Annotated in this window: 14 protein-coding genes; 11 read left to right on the plus strand and 3 right to left on the minus strand. The window is 37.2% G+C overall.

All coding sequences use genetic code 11. The features are described 5' to 3' along the window. Position 1 precedes the first annotated feature (1 nt). On the minus strand, positions 2 to 502 hold the full coding sequence (locus LZ480_RS02760) for a peptidyl-prolyl cis-trans isomerase (RefSeq protein ID WP_241367851.1): 501 nt from the start codon (positions 500 to 502) through the stop codon (positions 2 to 4). A 170-nt stretch (positions 503 to 672) separates the two neighbouring features. On the opposite strand from LZ480_RS02760, the gene LZ480_RS02765 reads away from it, so the two are divergent. The 3 genes from LZ480_RS02765 (at position 673) to pyc (ending at position 5,792) form a co-directional block, all read left to right on the plus strand. Then, positions 673 to 954, plus strand: a complete 282-nt coding sequence (locus LZ480_RS02765) for a YlaN family protein (RefSeq protein ID WP_241367852.1) — start codon at positions 673 to 675, stop codon at positions 952 to 954. A 216-nt stretch (positions 955 to 1,170) separates the two neighbouring features. Next, positions 1,171 to 2,340, plus strand: a complete 1,170-nt coding sequence (locus tag LZ480_RS02770; protein ID WP_241367853.1) for an FtsW/RodA/SpoVE family cell cycle protein — start codon at positions 1,171 to 1,173, stop codon at positions 2,338 to 2,340. A 17-nt stretch (positions 2,341 to 2,357) separates the two neighbouring features. Continuing rightward, positions 2,358 to 5,792 (plus strand): pyruvate carboxylase, encoded by a 3,435-nt coding sequence (pyc, locus tag LZ480_RS02775; protein WP_241367854.1) that lies wholly within the window; start codon positions 2,358 to 2,360, stop codon positions 5,790 to 5,792. A gap of 45 nt (positions 5,793 to 5,837) precedes the next feature. Here pyc and LZ480_RS02780 read toward each other — a convergent pair whose 3' ends face one another. Continuing rightward, positions 5,838 to 6,749, minus strand: coding sequence for a COX15/CtaA family protein (locus tag LZ480_RS02780; RefSeq protein ID WP_241367855.1), 912 nt, complete (start codon positions 6,747 to 6,749; stop codon positions 5,838 to 5,840). Positions 6,750 to 7,715: 966 nt separating this feature from the next. On the opposite strand from LZ480_RS02780, the gene coxB reads away from it, so the two are divergent. The 6 genes from coxB to LZ480_RS02810 all read left to right on the plus strand — a co-directional run bounded on the left by coxB (position 7,716) and on the right by LZ480_RS02810 (position 13,985). Next, positions 7,716 to 8,786, plus strand: coding sequence for a cytochrome c oxidase subunit II (coxB, locus tag LZ480_RS02785; protein WP_241367856.1), 1,071 nt, complete (start codon positions 7,716 to 7,718; stop codon positions 8,784 to 8,786). 39 nt (positions 8,787 to 8,825) lie between these two features. Next, entirely contained in the window at positions 8,826 to 10,763 is a 1,938-nt protein-coding gene (locus LZ480_RS02790; RefSeq protein WP_241367857.1) for a cytochrome c oxidase subunit I, read from the plus strand. Next, the gene (locus tag LZ480_RS02795) at positions 10,763 to 11,389 is read left to right on the plus strand and encodes a cytochrome c oxidase subunit 3 (RefSeq protein WP_241367858.1); all 627 of its coding nucleotides are present in this window, start codon (positions 10,763 to 10,765) and stop codon (positions 11,387 to 11,389) included. The genes LZ480_RS02790 and LZ480_RS02795 overlap by 1 nt, the downstream gene beginning before the upstream one ends. Beyond that, on the plus strand, positions 11,389 to 11,736 hold the full coding sequence (locus tag LZ480_RS02800) for a cytochrome C oxidase subunit IV family protein (RefSeq protein ID WP_241367859.1): 348 nt from the start codon (positions 11,389 to 11,391) through the stop codon (positions 11,734 to 11,736). The genes LZ480_RS02795 and LZ480_RS02800 overlap by 1 nt, the downstream gene beginning before the upstream one ends. Positions 11,737 to 12,535: 799 nt before the next feature. Then, the gene (ctaG, locus tag LZ480_RS02805; protein ID WP_241367860.1) at positions 12,536 to 13,447 is read left to right on the plus strand and encodes a cytochrome c oxidase assembly factor CtaG; all 912 of its coding nucleotides are present in this window, start codon (positions 12,536 to 12,538) and stop codon (positions 13,445 to 13,447) included. A 76-nt stretch (positions 13,448 to 13,523) separates the two neighbouring features. Further along, complete coding sequence (locus tag LZ480_RS02810; RefSeq protein ID WP_241367861.1) at positions 13,524 to 13,985, plus strand: DUF420 domain-containing protein; 462 nt, start codon at positions 13,524 to 13,526, stop codon at positions 13,983 to 13,985. 89 nt (positions 13,986 to 14,074) lie between these two features. Here LZ480_RS02810 and LZ480_RS02815 read toward each other — a convergent pair whose 3' ends face one another. After that, complete coding sequence (locus LZ480_RS02815; protein WP_241367862.1) at positions 14,075 to 14,431, minus strand: YugN family protein; 357 nt, start codon at positions 14,429 to 14,431, stop codon at positions 14,075 to 14,077. A 150-nt stretch (positions 14,432 to 14,581) separates the two neighbouring features. Between LZ480_RS02815 and LZ480_RS02820 the strand changes: the two genes are divergently transcribed. Next, on the plus strand, positions 14,582 to 15,628 hold the full coding sequence (locus LZ480_RS02820; RefSeq protein WP_241367863.1) for a CAP domain-containing protein: 1,047 nt from the start codon (positions 14,582 to 14,584) through the stop codon (positions 15,626 to 15,628). 69 nt (positions 15,629 to 15,697) lie between these two features. Then, entirely contained in the window at positions 15,698 to 17,176 is a 1,479-nt protein-coding gene (locus LZ480_RS02825) for a UDP-N-acetylmuramoyl-L-alanyl-D-glutamate--2,6-diaminopimelate ligase (RefSeq protein WP_241367864.1), read from the plus strand. The last annotated feature ends 32 nt before the right edge of the window (positions 17,177 to 17,208 follow it).

Here is a 17,208-nt window from a genome sequence, read left to right on the forward strand (position 1 = left end):
CCTATTGAATACGAATCGCGCGAACAAATTTAATTGGATTATTTACATTTGAACCGTCCGCAAATAATACATGCACAGGACCATCCTCTAGTAAAGGTTTGCCATCTTGGCTAAATTTGAAAATGAAGTTTTGAGCTTCTTCGATTGAAAACGTATGCTCTTCATTGTTTTCACATTCGAAAACAACTTCTTTTGCATCTGTTTGGATTTCAGCGTTGTTAAAGAATGGTTTAATTTCCATACCGAATGTACCAGTCAACATACCTTTTCGGTCAAATTTTCGTTCCGTTTTTAATGTTGGTGGAAATACCGCACCTTCCATAATTTCACGTGACCAGTGTGCACCCATATCGCGTAAGTATTTTTCGTTATCTTCTTCAGCTTTTTCTGTTACGAAATATGTATTCAGATCAAGCTTACGATCATCGAAAATCCATACAGTTGGATCAAGTGTTAATTGAAATTTGACCGCACCTTTAACTGGAATGATTGTTTCGACCATTTGTAAGTCCCCCTTAACTATTTTCCTACATTATTATAACGTTTTCTGACATAGAAAGAAATATAATTGAATTGGTGCTAAATCATACAAAGAAGCTTGCAATTTTTGAAGTAAAAAGATACACTTTATTAAGATAGAATCGAAGAAATATCATAGATGGGGGCGTCCTCATGGATACGAAAGCACAAGCTTCCTTTCAGGAAAGAGCATTAGAGCAACTAACTGTAGATGCAGCAAAAATTGCTCAATTAATTCACGTTCAAATGGATAATTTGACAATGCCATCTTGTCCATTATATGAAGAAGTATTAGATACACAAATGTTTGGATTGTCGCGTGAAATCGAGTTTGCAACGAAGCTCGGTTTAATTGAACGTGAACAAGGAAAGCAAATTCTAGACTCTTTAGAAAAAAAGCTTTCTTTATTACATGATGCGTATACAGACAAATAAAAGAAAACTCAAACGCTTTTACGCGCTTTGAGTTTTTTTTTCAAAGAATTAAGAAAGTATAAATTTTACATAAAGAAAATTTGAACATAAAGCTGTCTTATGACTAAGTAACCGTGCCAACTCTTTGTTTCAAAAGTGTATCATGCAAAAGAGGTAGAGCGTTTACTTTTATGTCGGCCGCTTTAGCGTTGTTGTTCAAAATGAGGTTTTGATAACATGAAGCATTATTTTAAAAATTATTTCCGTAATTTTGATTATGGGCTACTATTTGTATATATTTTACTCATGCTCTTTGGACTTGTTATGATTTATAGTGCAAGTATATGGGTATCTATAGTCCATTTTGAGAAAGATCCAGATCATTATTACAAGCGCCAATTATTAAATATCTGTATGGCGTTTTGTTTGTTTTTAGTTGCGGTTGTTTTTCCGTATAAAAGATTTGCAGATAAAAAGATATTAGGAATATTATTTGCAATAATGATTTTCCTTGAAGTAGCGTTAATATTAGTAGGTAATGAAGTAAATGGTGCGAGAAGTTGGATTGATTTTGGTGTCATGAACTTCCAACCTTCCGAATTTGCAAAACTATTTATTATTATCTATTTTTCGGGTACTTTTTATCGTAAAAGTATTCATAAAGGTTCCATGCAGCTCTTGTCCTTTGAAGATGTCACCCCTCCATTAGGGATATGGCTATTTATTGTACTTGTAGTAGGTTTTGAAACCGATTTAGGGGCACTAGGCATCATTGTTTGTATTGCAATGTCAGTCGTAATAGCGAGTGGGGTTAAGGGGAAAACATTGCAAAAGATTTTTGGTTTATTAAGCGCATTAGGTGTTATTGGTGCGATTGGCATTTTAATTTTCAAATGGGACACCGTGTTTAACTCAAGCCGCCGCGGTCGTATTACGTCATATTTAGATCCATTTAGTGATCCACTCGACACAGGGTATCATGTAATAAATGGTTATTATGCAATCGGAGCAGGTGGTCTTGAAGGTCGTGGGTTAGGGCAATCGATTCAGAAGCTCGGCTACGTACCAGAGCCACAAACCGATTTTATTATGGCGATCATTGCAGAAGAACTTGGCATTGTTGGTGTTTCCATTGTTATTTTTGGTTTAGGTTTTATTGTAATGCGCGGTTTATACGTTGCAATGAAAACAAAAGACCCGTTAGCACGTATGCTCGCAGCGGGCATTTCAACTTGGATTGGTATACAAACCTTTATTAACTTAGGTGGTTTATCGGGACTTATCCCGTTAACCGGAGTAACGCTTCCTTTTATTAGTTATGGCGGTACTTCTATATTATTGCTATCTGTAGCAATGGGGATATTAATCAATGTTTCTACACATTACAAACTAGAAAAAAGAAAGTAATGAGGGGTTGAGGAGAAATGAGAGCAATTAAAAAGATATTAGTAGCAAACCGAGGGGAAATTGCCATTCGTATTTTACGAGCATGTAACGAATTGCACATTAATACAGTAGCAATTTATTCTCGTGAGGATAGCGGTTCGTATCACCGTTATAAAGCAGATGAGGCGTACATTATTGGGGCTGGTAAAAAGCCGATTGATGCATATTTAGATATCGAGGGTATCATAAAAATTGCGAAAGGGGCAAACGTCGATGCGATACATCCAGGTTACGGATTTTTAGCAGAAAACGTACATTTTGCACGTCGCTGTGAAGAAGAAGGCATTCAATTTATCGGTCCGACTTCACGTCATTTAGATATGTTTGGAGATAAAGTAAAAGCGCGTGAACAAGCGATTGTAGCGGGAATTCCTGTGATTCCAGGTACAGATGGTCCAGTAGCAAGCTTAGAAGAAGTGCAATCTTTTGGTGCCACACATAGCTATCCAATTATGATTAAAGCGGCACTAGGTGGCGGTGGTCGAGGCATGCGTCTTGTCCATTCAGCTGAGGATGTTCAAGAGGCTTATGACCGTGCAAAGTCTGAAGCAAAAGCGGCATTTGGCTCGGATGAAGTGTATGTAGAAAAGGCCATTATTAAGCCAAAACATATCGAAGTCCAAATTATTGGCGATACGCATGACAATATTGTGCATTTATATGAGCGTGATTGCTCGATTCAACGCCGTCATCAAAAAGTAGTTGAAATCGCTCCGTCTAATTCAATTTCAGATGATTTACGAAATCGTATTTGTGATGCAGCCGTTAAGTTAATGAAAAATGTAGGTTATATTAATGCTGGTACGGTAGAATTTTTAGTAGCAGGAGATGATTTTTATTTCATTGAGGTAAATCCGCGTATTCAAGTTGAGCACACAATTACAGAAATGATTACAGGAATCGATATTGTTCATGCACAAATTAAAGTAGCACAAGGGGCAAATATCCATTCTGAAGAAGTGGGTATTCCAGCACAAGATAAAATTCCGTTATTTGGTTATGCAATTCAATCACGTGTTACAACAGAAGATCCTGCAAATGATTTCATGCCAGACACAGGCAAATTAATGGTATATCGTTCAAGCGGAGGCTTTGGCGTACGCTTAGATGCAGGAAATGGTTTCCAAGGGGCAGTGGTAACTCCGTATTATGACTCGTTACTCGTGAAAATTTCAACTTGGGGCATGACATTTGCTGAAGCCGCTGCAAAAATGGATCGCAATTTACGTGAGTTTCGTATTCGCGGTGTGAAAACGAATATTCCGTTTTTAGGTAATGTTGTGCTACATGAAAAGTTTTTAACAGGTGCATTTGATACGAGCTTTATTGATTCGACACCTGAATTGTTTGAGTTCCCAGAACGAAAAGACCGTGGAACAAAGCTATTAAATTATATTGGGAATGTCACATTAAACGGCTTCCCAGGAGTAGAAAAACGTACAAAGCCAATTTTTGTACAGCCAGATAAGCCGAAAATCGATTTGTTAACAGCTCCACTAAGTGGAACAAAACAAATTTTAGATACCCAAGGTGCAGATGGATTAGTCAAGTGGGTAAAAGAGCAGAAGGATGTACTATTAACGGATACAACATTCCGTGATGCACATCAATCACTGCTTGCTACGCGTGTTCGTTCGCAGGATATGTTCCAAATTGCAGATGAAACAGCGCGTTTAATGCATAACTATTTCTCTCTAGAAATGTGGGGCGGTGCGACATTTGACGTAGCATACCGCTTCTTGAAAGAAGATCCATGGGCTCGACTTGAAAAATTACGCGAGCAAGTACCGAATGTGTTATTCCAAATGCTGTTACGTGGTGCAAATGCAGTCGGCTACACAAATTACCCAGATAATTTAATCCGTGAATTTATCCAGCAATCGGCTACATCAGGCGTTGATGTATTCCGTATTTTCGACTCGTTGAACTGGATTAAGGGAATGGAAGTAGCAATTGACGAAGTGCGCAATACCGGTAAAATTGCTGAAGCAGCGATTTGTTATACAGGTGATATTTTAGATGACAGCCGTGCAAAATATACTGTGCAATATTATAAAGATATGGCTCGTGAATTAGAGGCTACAGGGGCGCATATTTTAGCGATTAAAGATATGGCTGGCTTATTAAAACCACAAGCAGCATATCGCTTAATTTCCGAGCTAAAAGACGCGACAAGCTTACCGATTCATTTGCATACACATGATACGAGCGGCAATGGGATTTATTTATATGCAAAAGCAATTGAAGCTGGCGTAGATATTATCGATACCGCATTAGGTTCGATGGCTGGCTTAACATCACAGCCGAGTGCGAATTCATTGCATTATGCAATGAAAGGCTCAGAACGCAATGTACGTGCAGACATCGAAAGCTTAGAAAAATTATCGTACTATTGGGAAGATGTGCGTAAATATTATGTAGACTTTGAAAGCGGCATGAATGCACCACATTCAGAAATATATGTGCATGAAATGCCAGGTGGTCAGTACAGTAACTTACAGCAGCAAGCAAAAGCAGTGGGATTAGGGGACCGTTGGGATGAAGTGAAAACAATGTATTCACGTGTCAACATGATGTTTGGTGATATCGTAAAAGTAACACCTTCATCAAAAGTTGTAGGAGATATGGCATTGTTCATGGTGCAAAATGATTTAACAGACGACAATGTCATTGAACGTGGGCAAGCAATCGACTTCCCAGAGTCAGTTATTGAGTTTTTCCAAGGTTTTTTAGGGCAACCACATGGAGGCTTCCCAAAAGAGCTTCAAGCGGTTGTATTAAAAGAACGTGAAGCGATCACAGTACGCCCAGGAGAGTTATTAGCACCGGTTGATTTTGAAAAGTTATCGGTACAGTTAGAAGAAAAGATGGGTCGTACACCTACGAAAAAAGATCTTCTAGCGTATGCATTATATCCAAAAGTATTTGAACAATATTTACAAGCTTCTGACCAGTTTGGTGATATTTCGGTGCTTGATACACCAACGTTTTTATATGGCTTAAAGTTGGGTGAAGAAATAGAAGTAGAAATCGAAAAAGGAAAAACACTGATTATTAAGCTGGTGTCAATTGGTGAACCGCAGCATGATGGTACACGTGTTATTTACTTTGAGATGAACGGTCAATCCCGCGAGCTCGTTATTCAAGATTTAACGGTTGAAGTAGATGGCAGTATCGCATTAAAGGCAGATCCATCAAACCCAAATCAAATTGGTGCAACAATGCCGGGTACAGTGCTAAAAGTTGTAGTAAACAAGGGAAGTAGCGTTAAACGCGGCGACCATTTATTAATTACAGAATCGATGAAAATGGAAACAACTGTCCAGGCACCAAAAGACGGTATTGTCAAAGAAGTTTATACGACAGCAGGCGATGCTATTTCAACAGGCGATTTATTAATAGAATTACAATAAAAATAAAAAAACCTAATTCCCTACTATTGAGGGAATTAGGCTTTTTTATTTAGCACGTGAAACAAGCAATATAAAGTAACATAATAAACCGAATAATAATGTAATTAATAATGAGTGCAATAATGAAACAAGTAAATGTAGCTTGAATAATACAACGAGCATCCCTGCTAACACTTGCCCAACGACAAGTGACATTGCGATAACCCAGCCCCAGTAAATAACGCGTTGATTTTTATAATTACGTACTACATAAACTGTAATATATAATATCCAAATGACAAATAGTAATGCGGCAAATCGATGCCCCATTTGAATCCATTCATACATATTAAAAGGAATTGCAAATGGTTCCTCGTTACGGCAGAATGGCCAATCTGGACAAACTAAACTTGAATCTGTATGACGAACAAGTGCGCCAGTGTAAACAACGATATAAGAATATAAAGTAACACAGATTGTATGTATTTTTAATTTTTTACTCATGAAAATCCGTTCGGTATCGAATTTGGAATCTGCCTCAAAGACGATAAACGTAAGTAACAGAACAGCTGCGAATGAAATTAACGAAATACCAAAGTGTAATGCTAAAATGAAATCTCCTTGTCCCCAAAGCACTTGTGCAGCCCCAATTAACGCTTGAAGAATTAAGAAGAATAGTGCTAAAAATCCTAAAAATTTTACTTCTCGAATATGTCCAAGTGAACGCCAAGTCCAAACGACCAAAATTAGAATGAAAATGGAAACTGAACCTGTAACTACCCGATGTGAAAATTCTATTAAAACTTCCGTTGTAATTTCTTTAGGAATTAATGAGCCGTTACAATCTGGCCAGTTTCGACCGCAGCCTAAACCACTATCAGTTTTTGTAACGAGCGCTCCACCTTGCAGAATGAGCAACATGCCAAGCGTTGATAAAACACCAAACCATTTTAAAAATTTACTGTATTTTTGTTGCATGAAGTTGAGTCCACCTACTTTAATATTCAACATCGCTTATGAAAGCGTCTCTAATTTAAAATGATAGCGAAAAAATGGTAAAAATACAACTTATATCAAGGTTTCGCTTGGAACGGCAACCATTTTTTCACAAATTGTTCATAAATTCGTCTCCTATCCTTCACAAATATTGGCAGAAAATGCATTACTATATATATGTTGTTTAAGATTTCTAAGCGCTTCAAAATTTCAGAAATGTTGCTTTTTGAAATTTCGCAAAACGTCTAGAAATCCGATACAAATTTAGATATAGTTATGGTAGCGGAATATGCTTACAAATTTGAAAGGAAAAGTAATAATAGGGCGTCCACCCTTTGTAATAACAAGCAAGGTTTATTACATAACGAGTAATTTCATGTGCGTTTAGGTTGTACGATGATTAAAATTGGAAATTTAATTTTAATTGAAACGACCATGAAGTAGGAAATTCATCTTTATGTATTTGTTTCACATTAACTTTATGACTTGAAACATATTGAGATGATCAGAGTACAAACTATTATTATTTGAAATTTCAAAACTGTTTATGAAATTTTGTAAGCAATGGCATCGTTTGCTGCCATACATGTGGGGACTAGCAACTTGATTGGCGAATACGATTAATTTTTATTAGTAATATTGTAAGTTTACTAATTTGATAGGGAATCAAACTTCTAGCACTGATTATTTTATTGTATGTCCACTATCAATTGTAATTTTACAGACGCATGAAGCTTTGTTGCGAAAATTATTTATAAAATGCTGATCGTTTTGAAGTTAGTGGCTTACTTATTTGAATTTTTACGTTAGCGGTATTTACTGCTTAAGAAATACATTTAATATGCTTGGCGCATAAGCGTGTATTACTTACCTAAGGATTCACATAGGCATAACCGTAGTCCTGGTTACACATGAAAATACAACAAAGAAAGAGGGGTTTATTAAGCTATGATGAAAGGGCTTAAAAAATGGCGTTTATTCTCGCTATTAACAGTAATGACCGTTTTCCTTTCAGCATGTGGTGAAGATTATCTTTCGACACTTCGCCCAGCAGGTGCGGTAGGTAAAGAGCAATTAAACATTTTATTATTATCTATTGTAATTATGGCATTAGTCGTAGTAGTAGTATCTACAATCTATTTAGTTGCATTCTTTAAATTCCGTCGATCTAAATTAGGCGAAAATCATATGCCTAAGCAAGTAGAAGGAAGCCACACATTAGAAGTAATCTGGACAGTTATTCCGATTATTTTATTACTAATCTTAGCTGTACCAACATTAAACTCTACTTATAAATTTGCAGATGTTGCTGCAATGGATGAAGTAGATGAAGCTGGCAGTAAAACGGCTCTTACAGTAAATGTAACGGCAAAATTATATTGGTGGGAGTTTGAGTATCCAGATTTAGGTATTATTACTGCGCAAGAGTTAGTAGTTCCGACTGGTGAAAAAGTATACTTCAACCTAATCGCTTCAGACGTTAAACACTCATTCTGGATCCCATCAGTGGGCGGTAAGATGGATACTAACGTTGATGGAATTAACAAATTCTACCTACAATTCGACAAAGAGTCAGTTGGATTAAATGATGGAGAAGGCGTATTCTACGGGAAATGTGCAGAGTTATGTGGTCCTTCTCACGCATTAATGGACTTCAAAGTTAAAGCACTTGAGCCAGCAGCATTCGATGCTTGGGTTGCAGCAATGAAAGCAACAGAAGGTCAAACTGCTAGCGCGGATTCAGCAGATGTTGGTGAAGCAGCGTTTGCTAACTCTTGTATAGGATGTCACGCAGTATCAGCAGTAGCTGGTAGTGGTGTAGGTCCAAACTTAACAACATTCGGTGACCGTAACCGCTTAGCTGGTTTTATGGAGCATAGTGTTGAAGAAACAACAAATTGGATTATCGATCCAGAGAAGTACAAACCAGGCAACACAATGACTGGTAAATATAATGTTTCTCCAGAAGAAGCAAAAGCAATTTCTGAATACTTAATGAAATTAACTGTTGAGAAATAATTATAAAACAAGAGAGATACTTTGAAGGAGGTTAAAGTTGTGAGCTCTGTTACACAAAAAAAGGGCTTTGGAGCACATGTATGGGACTATTTAACAACGGTCGATCATAAAAAAATCGCGATTATGTATTTAGCTGCCGGTACTTTGTTCTTCGCAATTGCAGGTTTTGAAGCGTTACTTATGCGTATTCAATTAATGTTCCCAGAAAGTGATTTCATTTCTGCAGGCCTATTTAACGAATTATTAACGATGCACGGTACAACGATGCTATTCTTAGCAGCGACGCCGATTATCTTTGCCTTTATGAACGCCATAGTGCCACTTCAAATTGGTGCGCGTGACGTAGCATTCCCGTTTTTAAACTCACTAGGGTTCTGGTTATTCTTCCTTGGTGCAGTTTTCCTTCACCTTTCATTTTTCCTAGGTGGAGCACCTGATGCAGGGTGGACATCATATGCATCATTATCTTTATATTCACCAGGCCATGGTATTGATTTCTATATCCTTGGTTTACAAATTTCTGGTGCGGGTACGTTAATCTCTGGTATTAACTTTATCGTAACAATTATTACGATGCGTGCACCTGGTATGACGTTCATGCGTATGCCACTATTCACTTGGACTACATTAGTATCAAGTTCATTAATTTTATTCGCGTTCCCTCCACTTACTGGTGGATTATTCTTAATGTTAGTTGACCGTATGTTCGGAGCAAACTTCTTCGATCATACAATGGGTGGTAACACAATTATTTGGGAGCACTTATTCTGGATCTTCGGGCACCCTGAAGTATATATCTTAGTATTACCAGCGTTTGGTTTATTCTCTGAGATTATTCCAGTATTCGCTCGTAAACGTTTATTCGGGTACTCTTCAATGGTATTCGCAACAATCTTAATCGGTTTCTTAGGGTTCATGGTATGGGCTCACCACATGTTCACAGTTGGTTTAGGTGCTACTGCGAACGCAATCTTCGCTGTTGCAACAATGGCGATTGCTGTTCCTACGGGGATGAAAGTATTCAACTGGATTCTTACAATCTGGGGCGGTTCAATTAAAGTTACAGTACCAATGCTTTATGCACTTGGTTTCATCCCGTCATTCGTTGCGGGTGGTGTTACAGGGGTAATGCAGGCAACTGCTCCACTTGACTACCAATTACACGACTCATATTTCATCGTAGCTCACTTCCACTACGTAATCGTAGGTGGTATCGTAACTGGGTTATTCGGTTCAGCTCACTTCTACTGGCCGATTATGTTTAACCGTGCGTTAAATCCGAAACTTGGAGCTCTTACTTTCTGGGTATTCTTCATAGGTTTCCACTTAACATTCTTCATTCAGCACTTCTTAGGATTAATGGGTATGCCACGTCGTGTATTCACGTATATGGGTGGCCAAGGTTGGGATCTGTTCAACTTTATCTCAACAATTGGTGCTATTATGATGGGTATTGGGGTAGTATTATTAGTAATCGACGTATTATTATCGATTAAATCAGAACCAGTTAACAAACGTGATTACTGGGGCGATGGTCGTTCACTTGAGTGGGCAATCGAAACGCCACTACCATTCTATAACTTTAAACAAACGCCACTTGTCCGTGGCTACGATCCATATTGGATTGAAAAAGAAGAAGGTAACAAAGAAGGGATGGTTTATGCTGAGCCACTAGGCGAAATTCATATGCCAAACAATTCAATCTTACCTTTAATGATGTCAATCGGTGCATTCATCGCTGCATTTGGTGCGTTGTATAGCCCATGGGGTGACCAAGCGCAAGCAGGTGCAACACATGCTTCACCAGCTGTATCATTAGCATTAATAATCGGTGGTTTAGGCTTAACAATTGGATGTATGATTGCTCGTTCATTCAAAGACGATCTTGGCTTCCACGTAACGGTTGCTGAAATTGAAGCAATCGAATCTGATTTAGCTCACTACCGTGCAACAGGCAAAAAAGGGGGTAACAAGTAATGGATATTAATCAAAAATTTACTCCACAAACTTGGCCAAAACACCCTGAACAAGCAACACAAGAAGGGAAAAACAAGTTAGTTGGTCTTTGGATTTTCCTAGCGTCAGATACAGTGTTATTCGCGAGTGTATTTGCTACATACATCGCATTAAAAGATCATGGTCCTGCAGGGATGGAGTTTGCTGCAAAAGACCTTTATGAATTACCATTAGCATTCATTATGACAATGTTATTATTAACATCCTCATTAACTTCTGTGTACGCAATGTACCATATGAAGAACTATAATTTTAACGGTGTTCGTACGTGGATGGGTATTACTGTATTATTAGGGTTAGGATTCTTAGGTTTAGAAATTTATGAATTCCAGCACTATGTACACATTGGATTTGGTTATACACAATCGGCATTCTCTTCTGCGTTCTTTACGCTTGTAGGGATGCACGGACTTCACGTTATCATTGGTTTAATTTGGATTACGGGCTTAATTACCCGTAACAGTGGTCGCGGTCTTAACCTTTACAACGCACCGAAGTTCTTTGCCGCTTCTTTATACTGGCACTTCATCGACGTTGTTTGGGTATTCATCTTTACAGTAGTATATCTGATGGGAGTGTTGGGATAATGGCTCACGGAACTCATGTAGAAGTACGTACTCAAGCTCAATACGAATATGACAAAGCTCAGTCTAAAGCTCATATGCGTAAACAAGTAGTAAACTTTGCGATCATGATTTTCTTAACATTTATCGCGTTTGCTGCTGTACTATCTGGCTTCGCGCCAACATTCATCATTCCAGTGGTTTTGTTATTAGCTGGAATCCAAGTAGTATTACAACTTTATGCTTTCATGCACTTAGAAGACCGTTCAACACATATGGTTGGCGTGATCGAATTCTTTATTTGGAGTGCTGCTTTCATCGCGTTCACGTTCTTTGTTGCGTTTACGACAATCATTTGGTGGGGCATTTAAGCAAAACAAACACGTCCTTAGCATTTGCTAGGGGCGTTTTGCTTTTGTGATGATTCCTTAACATATACTCACAATGAGAATTTTTCAATACAATATTTGAAATAGAATACATGCAGATAATATGATTCGTTCTGCTACGCTACGGGGCATGCTTTCCTGGGGGCGTGGCTCCAAAGCGTTGACAAACGCTTTGCGACGAGTAACCGCAGGAGCAACTTTGTTTTTTTCCGCGCACGCTTAATCCCCAAGGAGTCCGACCCTTCACTTCGCGGCACTCTACTATAAAACTAAAGTTTGTTTTTATTACAAAGTTTTTGAATGAGGTGTGCAGAATCGGACATTGTAATTGATAAAAAGTCTACTTTCGTTTAAAAACGATTTTATATTTGAGACTATCAAAATAGCTCATTTTTATTTACAGAAATAACTATTAATCCAAGATAACTTACTGTAAACTGTGACATATTTTATTAATTCCCGCCGCCTCGCGAATGCGCAAGCGGCAGCATTGGACTCTCTTCACTAAATTAACACGCAACACTTTACTATGGCGGGCCTTGCATGTGGCATTAAAGACAGTAGTATGGACACGTACCACGTGGCCATAATGCTGTCATGCCATAGCCCGCCAAAAATAAGTCACACTGTACTTAATCCATTTTCTGTTAGTGAATTTGCTGATGTTAACATATACACAAAATACATGTTTGATTTCAAGCAATTGTCATAGTTATTCCATTGAAGTTATAAATTTCCCATTCTATAATGAACTTACTGATGTTTAAAGGAGCATGGTCAAATGCCGATAAGTATTTTTGGTTTTCAAGCGTTATGGAGTCCTTATTTATTAGGGACGCTTATACTCGTGACAGTGTTATATTTTTTAGTAACTGTAAAGTGGCAGCACAAATTTAAAGCAGGCGAACCATTAAAGAAAAGTGAAGCGACCAATTTTATTCTCTTTGTCATTTCGTACTATATTATTAAAGGCTCGCCGATTGATTTATTAGGTCATATTATGTTTACATTGCATATGACACAAATGGCATTTTTATTGTTGTTAGTACCGATTTTCTTTATTAAAGGTATTCCAGGATGGATTTGGAAAATTGTTGTGGAAGCGCCAATTATGCGTACAATTTTTAAAATCTTTACGAAGCCTTTAGTTGCGATTGTGTTATTTACGGGATTGTTTTCGGTATATCATTTACCTTCAGTTTTCGACACAATTAAGTTAAATGAAGTATTACATATGGTTTATACGAGTATTTTACTTATTGCTTCGATTTTTATGTATTGGCCATTATTGAATAACATTGAAGGTCAACATGAGATGAAAAATATGAGTAAATTGGCGTATATTGCATCGAATGCAGTATTGATTACTCCGGCATGTGCGTTAATTATTTTCGCATCAAGCCCGATGTATGGTACATATAGCAATAGTGAGATGTGGATTAAGGCGATGGAGCTGTGTGTACCTTCAGCGACATTATCAGAGCTTACATTATCAGGCCCAGAGTTATTTTCGAATATGGATTTAGTAAGTGACCAGCAAGTAGGTGGCGTACTGATGAAAATTATTCAAGAAATCATTTTTGGTGTTATTTTATTCCGTATTTTCCGTAAATGGTGGAATACTGAACGTACAAACCAAGAGGAAATTACAAAAAATGCATTAAAGGAGTTTCAAAATAGAACTCACTACTAATAAAATGATAAACTAAATAGGCATGATTGATCATGTGAATAAAACAAATGAAACATTAAGATTGGGGATTTTATCAATGGGCGTACCTATTTTACCTACAATCAGCACTGCATTTATCGTAATCAGTGCTGTTTTAGTAGCAATTGGTTGGGTATTAATTGCACAAAGAAAAGTTGAAGCACATAAAAAAGTGATGTTCGCTGCTGGTGTTTCAGCGCTAATTTTCTTCACTATTTACGTAACACGTACAGTGTTTATCGGAAACACGGCTTTTGGTGGGCCAGATGAATTAAAAGGCTACTATACATTCTTTTTGATTTTCCATATTACATTAGCAACTGTTGGTGCTGTATTTGGAATTACGAGCCTTCTTTCTGGCTATAAAAATAACTTAAAATTACACCGTCGTGTTGGTCCTATTACAAGTATTATTTGGTTCTTCGTAGCAATTACAGGGGTTGTAGTATACTTTTTACTTTATGTAATTTATGAAGGCGGAGAAACAACATCCGTATTTAAAGCCATTTTAGGTTTCTAATGATAAGCTTCTCATGCACAAGTGTGGGAAGCTTTTGTTTATTACAAAATAAAAAAGCTGGGTACGAGCAACCAGCTTTTTAGCATGTATTAAATACCGTATGCAGATAATTCTTTACGAACGTCAATTAATACTTTTTCACATTCTTTTAATAAATGTGAAGGGAAAACTTCGTCTGTGTATTCAACACCGTGTGGATAGTAGTATTTGCCGATTGCAGGCTTGTTGATGTTTAATGTTGCACTGTGTGCACCTACATCACCAGATACAGCATCACAGAAAACACGTAAGTAGAAACGACCTTCCTTAACGTCGTATTTACGGTCAAATGTCATACGGTCATAATCCCATGCACCGTGGCACTCTAAACCAAATTTACCCATTACTGTTGTTAAAACTTCTTGGTCAACTTTAACATTTTCCAGTTGTGTATTATCAATATACATTTCGTTATCCTCCTTTTACCTAGCGTACATAACTATACGGTCAAATTTAATAATAGAACAAAATGGTAAATGTTTCAATGACAACATTGTGTCATCGTGTCCAAAATTGGTATAATAATACTCGAAAAAAATAGAGGAGCGGAGGGCTTTATGAAGGCTTTATTTCAAATATTGATCGTAGCGACATGTATCTGTATTGTCGTATATTATACAAATGTAGAGCCTTCTAAAACAGAGGTACTAGAAGGGCCAACAACTATTACAAAGCCTGTGATAGATCTAGAGTCAACGCAGCAAAGTATCAATGAACTGCCAAGACCTACAACAGGTATTTCCATTTATATCGGAAAATCGGCTAGTGAAATTTTGGATAATTACGGTAAGCCTGTGCGTGTAGACCCTACTGAATTTGGTTATGAATGGTGGGTATACGAGAATAAGGCAGGTCTATTCATGGTAGGCGTAATGAATAATATTGTCACTCAAATCTATACAAACGATATGAGTTTTAATACAACACCATATACAATTAATGAATCAATTGATGATATTTATCGAATGACGATTTTTGAGCAAGAAGTGACATTTGAAAGTGACGACAACGTTTATTTGTTTGCGATGAATGAAGAAGATATGAAAAATCGGATTTTAGTGAAATATGATGATGTTTATATACAGCTTTACATAGATAACGAAACGAATACATTATATGGTGTGCGTTTCTTAGATGGTGCGACGCTAGTTTTACATAAATCTTATGAAATGCAGTTTTTTGGAGAGTTAGTAGAGGCAAACACACCATCGAGCTTTGCACAAATCGAAATTAATTTAGCGAATGGACGAATTTTGACAGCGTTAACGAATGCGTTTCGTGAAAAATTTGAATTACCGAAATTAGCGTATTCGAATGTGTTAACATCGTTAGCAAGTGATAATAGTGAGCAAATGTTTTTAACATTGATGGAAACACAAACAACTGAATCAGAAAAATTTGATGTCGGTGGAGAATTAGTTGCACTTGAAATTAGTTATGAGCAGTTAGGTGAAAATGTAGCTGCAAATTATAAAGATCCGATTGAAGTATTACATGGTTGGATAAATTCAAAAGAGCATCGTGCACTTGTATTAAACGAAGATTATACGCTAATCGGTTCGGGTGCGTATGTAAATAATTTTACACAACTTTATATGAAGTAACGAATAAAAACGCTGCATACTAGTAGCGTTTTTTTATTTGCTTCATACAGTAAAGTAAGGAGTGTGAACGTGCAATTAGCAGAGCTATTAAATGATTGGCCGTGTACTGTTAAGGGCTCTGTGCGATGTGAAGTAATGCGTATTGAGGATCATGCGAGTGAAGTAACAGCCGGATCTATTTTTGTTGCAAGAAAAGGTAAGGAATCTAATGGGATAACGTATATTCCACAAGCAATATTAAATGGTGCGGTAGCGATTGTTGTAGATGATGAACACTATTATAATTCGGCTAAGCTTACAGTTCCGCTAATTTGGGTGCCAAATACATTAAGCTTTTTAGCGTATAGTTCAGCGAAAATTCATCATTTTCCTGCAGAAGCGTTGACGATTATTGCTGTGACAGGTACAAATGGGAAAACAACTGTGACTCATTTAATTGGGCAGTTATTGCAGCGATTGAAACAAAATGTCATGGTTATTGGTACAAATGGTGTATTTGTCAATGGCAAGCGATCTTTTGAGCATTATCAATCATTAACTACCTTGCAACCAAAACAATTGCATGCGTTGTTTCATGAAGCTGTGAAAACCGGCATTCGCTATGTAGTATTAGAAGCTTCCTCAATCGGTTTGCATAAGCACCGGCTAGATTTCTCTGATATTGATATCGGCGTGTTTTTAAATGTGACGGAAGATCATATTGAAGACCATGGTAGTTTAGAAAATTACAAATTAGCCAAGCAAATATTGGCGACAATGGCGAAACAAATTATTGTGAATAGTGACGATGTTATTTGTCGTTCCATTGGCTTTTCGAAAAAAGGGAAAAGAAGCTTTTTTGGTAAGGGACAGCATGTAGATTATTTTTATCAAGTTTTGTTTGAAGGGACTTCCTATACAACATGCTTAGTGCAATATAAAGACGAAAAGCATGTAGTGCACATACCGTTTGTTGGAGACTATCAATGTGCGAATGTTCTAGCGGCAATGAGTGTGTTAACTCAATTAGAATACCCACTTGAGCAATTATGTCACTTTAGTGAGGAACTAACTTTACCAGAAGGAAGATTTGAACGCATTAAAAATGACAATGGATTAGACATTATTATTGATTATGCACATACACCAGATGCGATGAAACAACTACTACTAGCTGTAAAAAGACAAGCAAAACAACGAGTTATTGTTGTATTTAGTTGTGGTGGCAATCGTGATCAAGCAAAGCGGCCAAAAATGGGTATGATTGCTTCGATTTATGCGGATGTCATTATGCTGACAACGGATAATGCCCGTGATGAAGATCCAACAACGATTAATGAACAAATACAACAGGGCTTTTCGTCTACACAAGTATTTCATGAAATTCTTGATCGGAAGCAGGCTATTTTCGCTGCATTAAATGAAGCAAAAGTAGGCGACACGGTTGTAATATTAGGCAAGGGGCATGAAAAGACACAACAGATTGGTAAGATACAAAGCGAATTTTCAGATCATCTATGTGTTTCGCAATTTTTACATGATGCACAAAAAGCAAGAAACGATAATTGATTTTCGAAGCGATTCTGTTATGATTATATGAG

Source organism: Solibacillus palustris (assembly GCF_022549215.1).
GTDB lineage: Bacteria > Bacillota > Bacilli > Bacillales_A > Planococcaceae > Solibacillus > Solibacillus daqui.

What these genes read in the sequence shown, in the direction of transcription:
- LZ480_RS02765 (WP_241367852.1), top strand. Translation starts at nt 673, where the DNA reads ATGGATACGAAAGCACAAGCTTCCTTTCAGGAAAGAGCATTAGAGCAA.
- LZ480_RS02820 (WP_241367863.1), top strand. Translation starts at nt 14,582, where the DNA reads ATGAAGGCTTTATTTCAAATATTGATCGTAGCGACATGTATCTGTATT.
- LZ480_RS02770 (WP_241367853.1), top strand. Translation starts at nt 1,171, where the DNA reads ATGAAGCATTATTTTAAAAATTATTTCCGTAATTTTGATTATGGGCTA.
- pyc (WP_241367854.1), top strand. Translation starts at nt 2,358, where the DNA reads ATGAGAGCAATTAAAAAGATATTAGTAGCAAACCGAGGGGAAATTGCC.
- LZ480_RS02800 (WP_241367859.1), top strand. Translation starts at nt 11,389, where the DNA reads ATGGCTCACGGAACTCATGTAGAAGTACGTACTCAAGCTCAATACGAA.
- LZ480_RS02795 (WP_241367858.1), top strand. Translation starts at nt 10,763, where the DNA reads ATGGATATTAATCAAAAATTTACTCCACAAACTTGGCCAAAACACCCT.
- coxB (WP_241367856.1), top strand. Translation starts at nt 7,716, where the DNA reads ATGATGAAAGGGCTTAAAAAATGGCGTTTATTCTCGCTATTAACAGTA.
- LZ480_RS02810 (WP_241367861.1), top strand. Translation starts at nt 13,524, where the DNA reads ATGGGCGTACCTATTTTACCTACAATCAGCACTGCATTTATCGTAATC.
- LZ480_RS02815 (WP_241367862.1), bottom strand. Translation starts at nt 14,431, where the DNA reads ATGTATATTGATAATACACAACTGGAAAATGTTAAAGTTGACCAAGAA.
- ctaG (WP_241367860.1), top strand. Translation starts at nt 12,536, where the DNA reads ATGCCGATAAGTATTTTTGGTTTTCAAGCGTTATGGAGTCCTTATTTA.
- LZ480_RS02760 (WP_241367851.1), bottom strand. Translation starts at nt 502, where the DNA reads ATGGTCGAAACAATCATTCCAGTTAAAGGTGCGGTCAAATTTCAATTA.
- LZ480_RS02780 (WP_241367855.1), bottom strand. Translation starts at nt 6,749, where the DNA reads ATGCAACAAAAATACAGTAAATTTTTAAAATGGTTTGGTGTTTTATCA.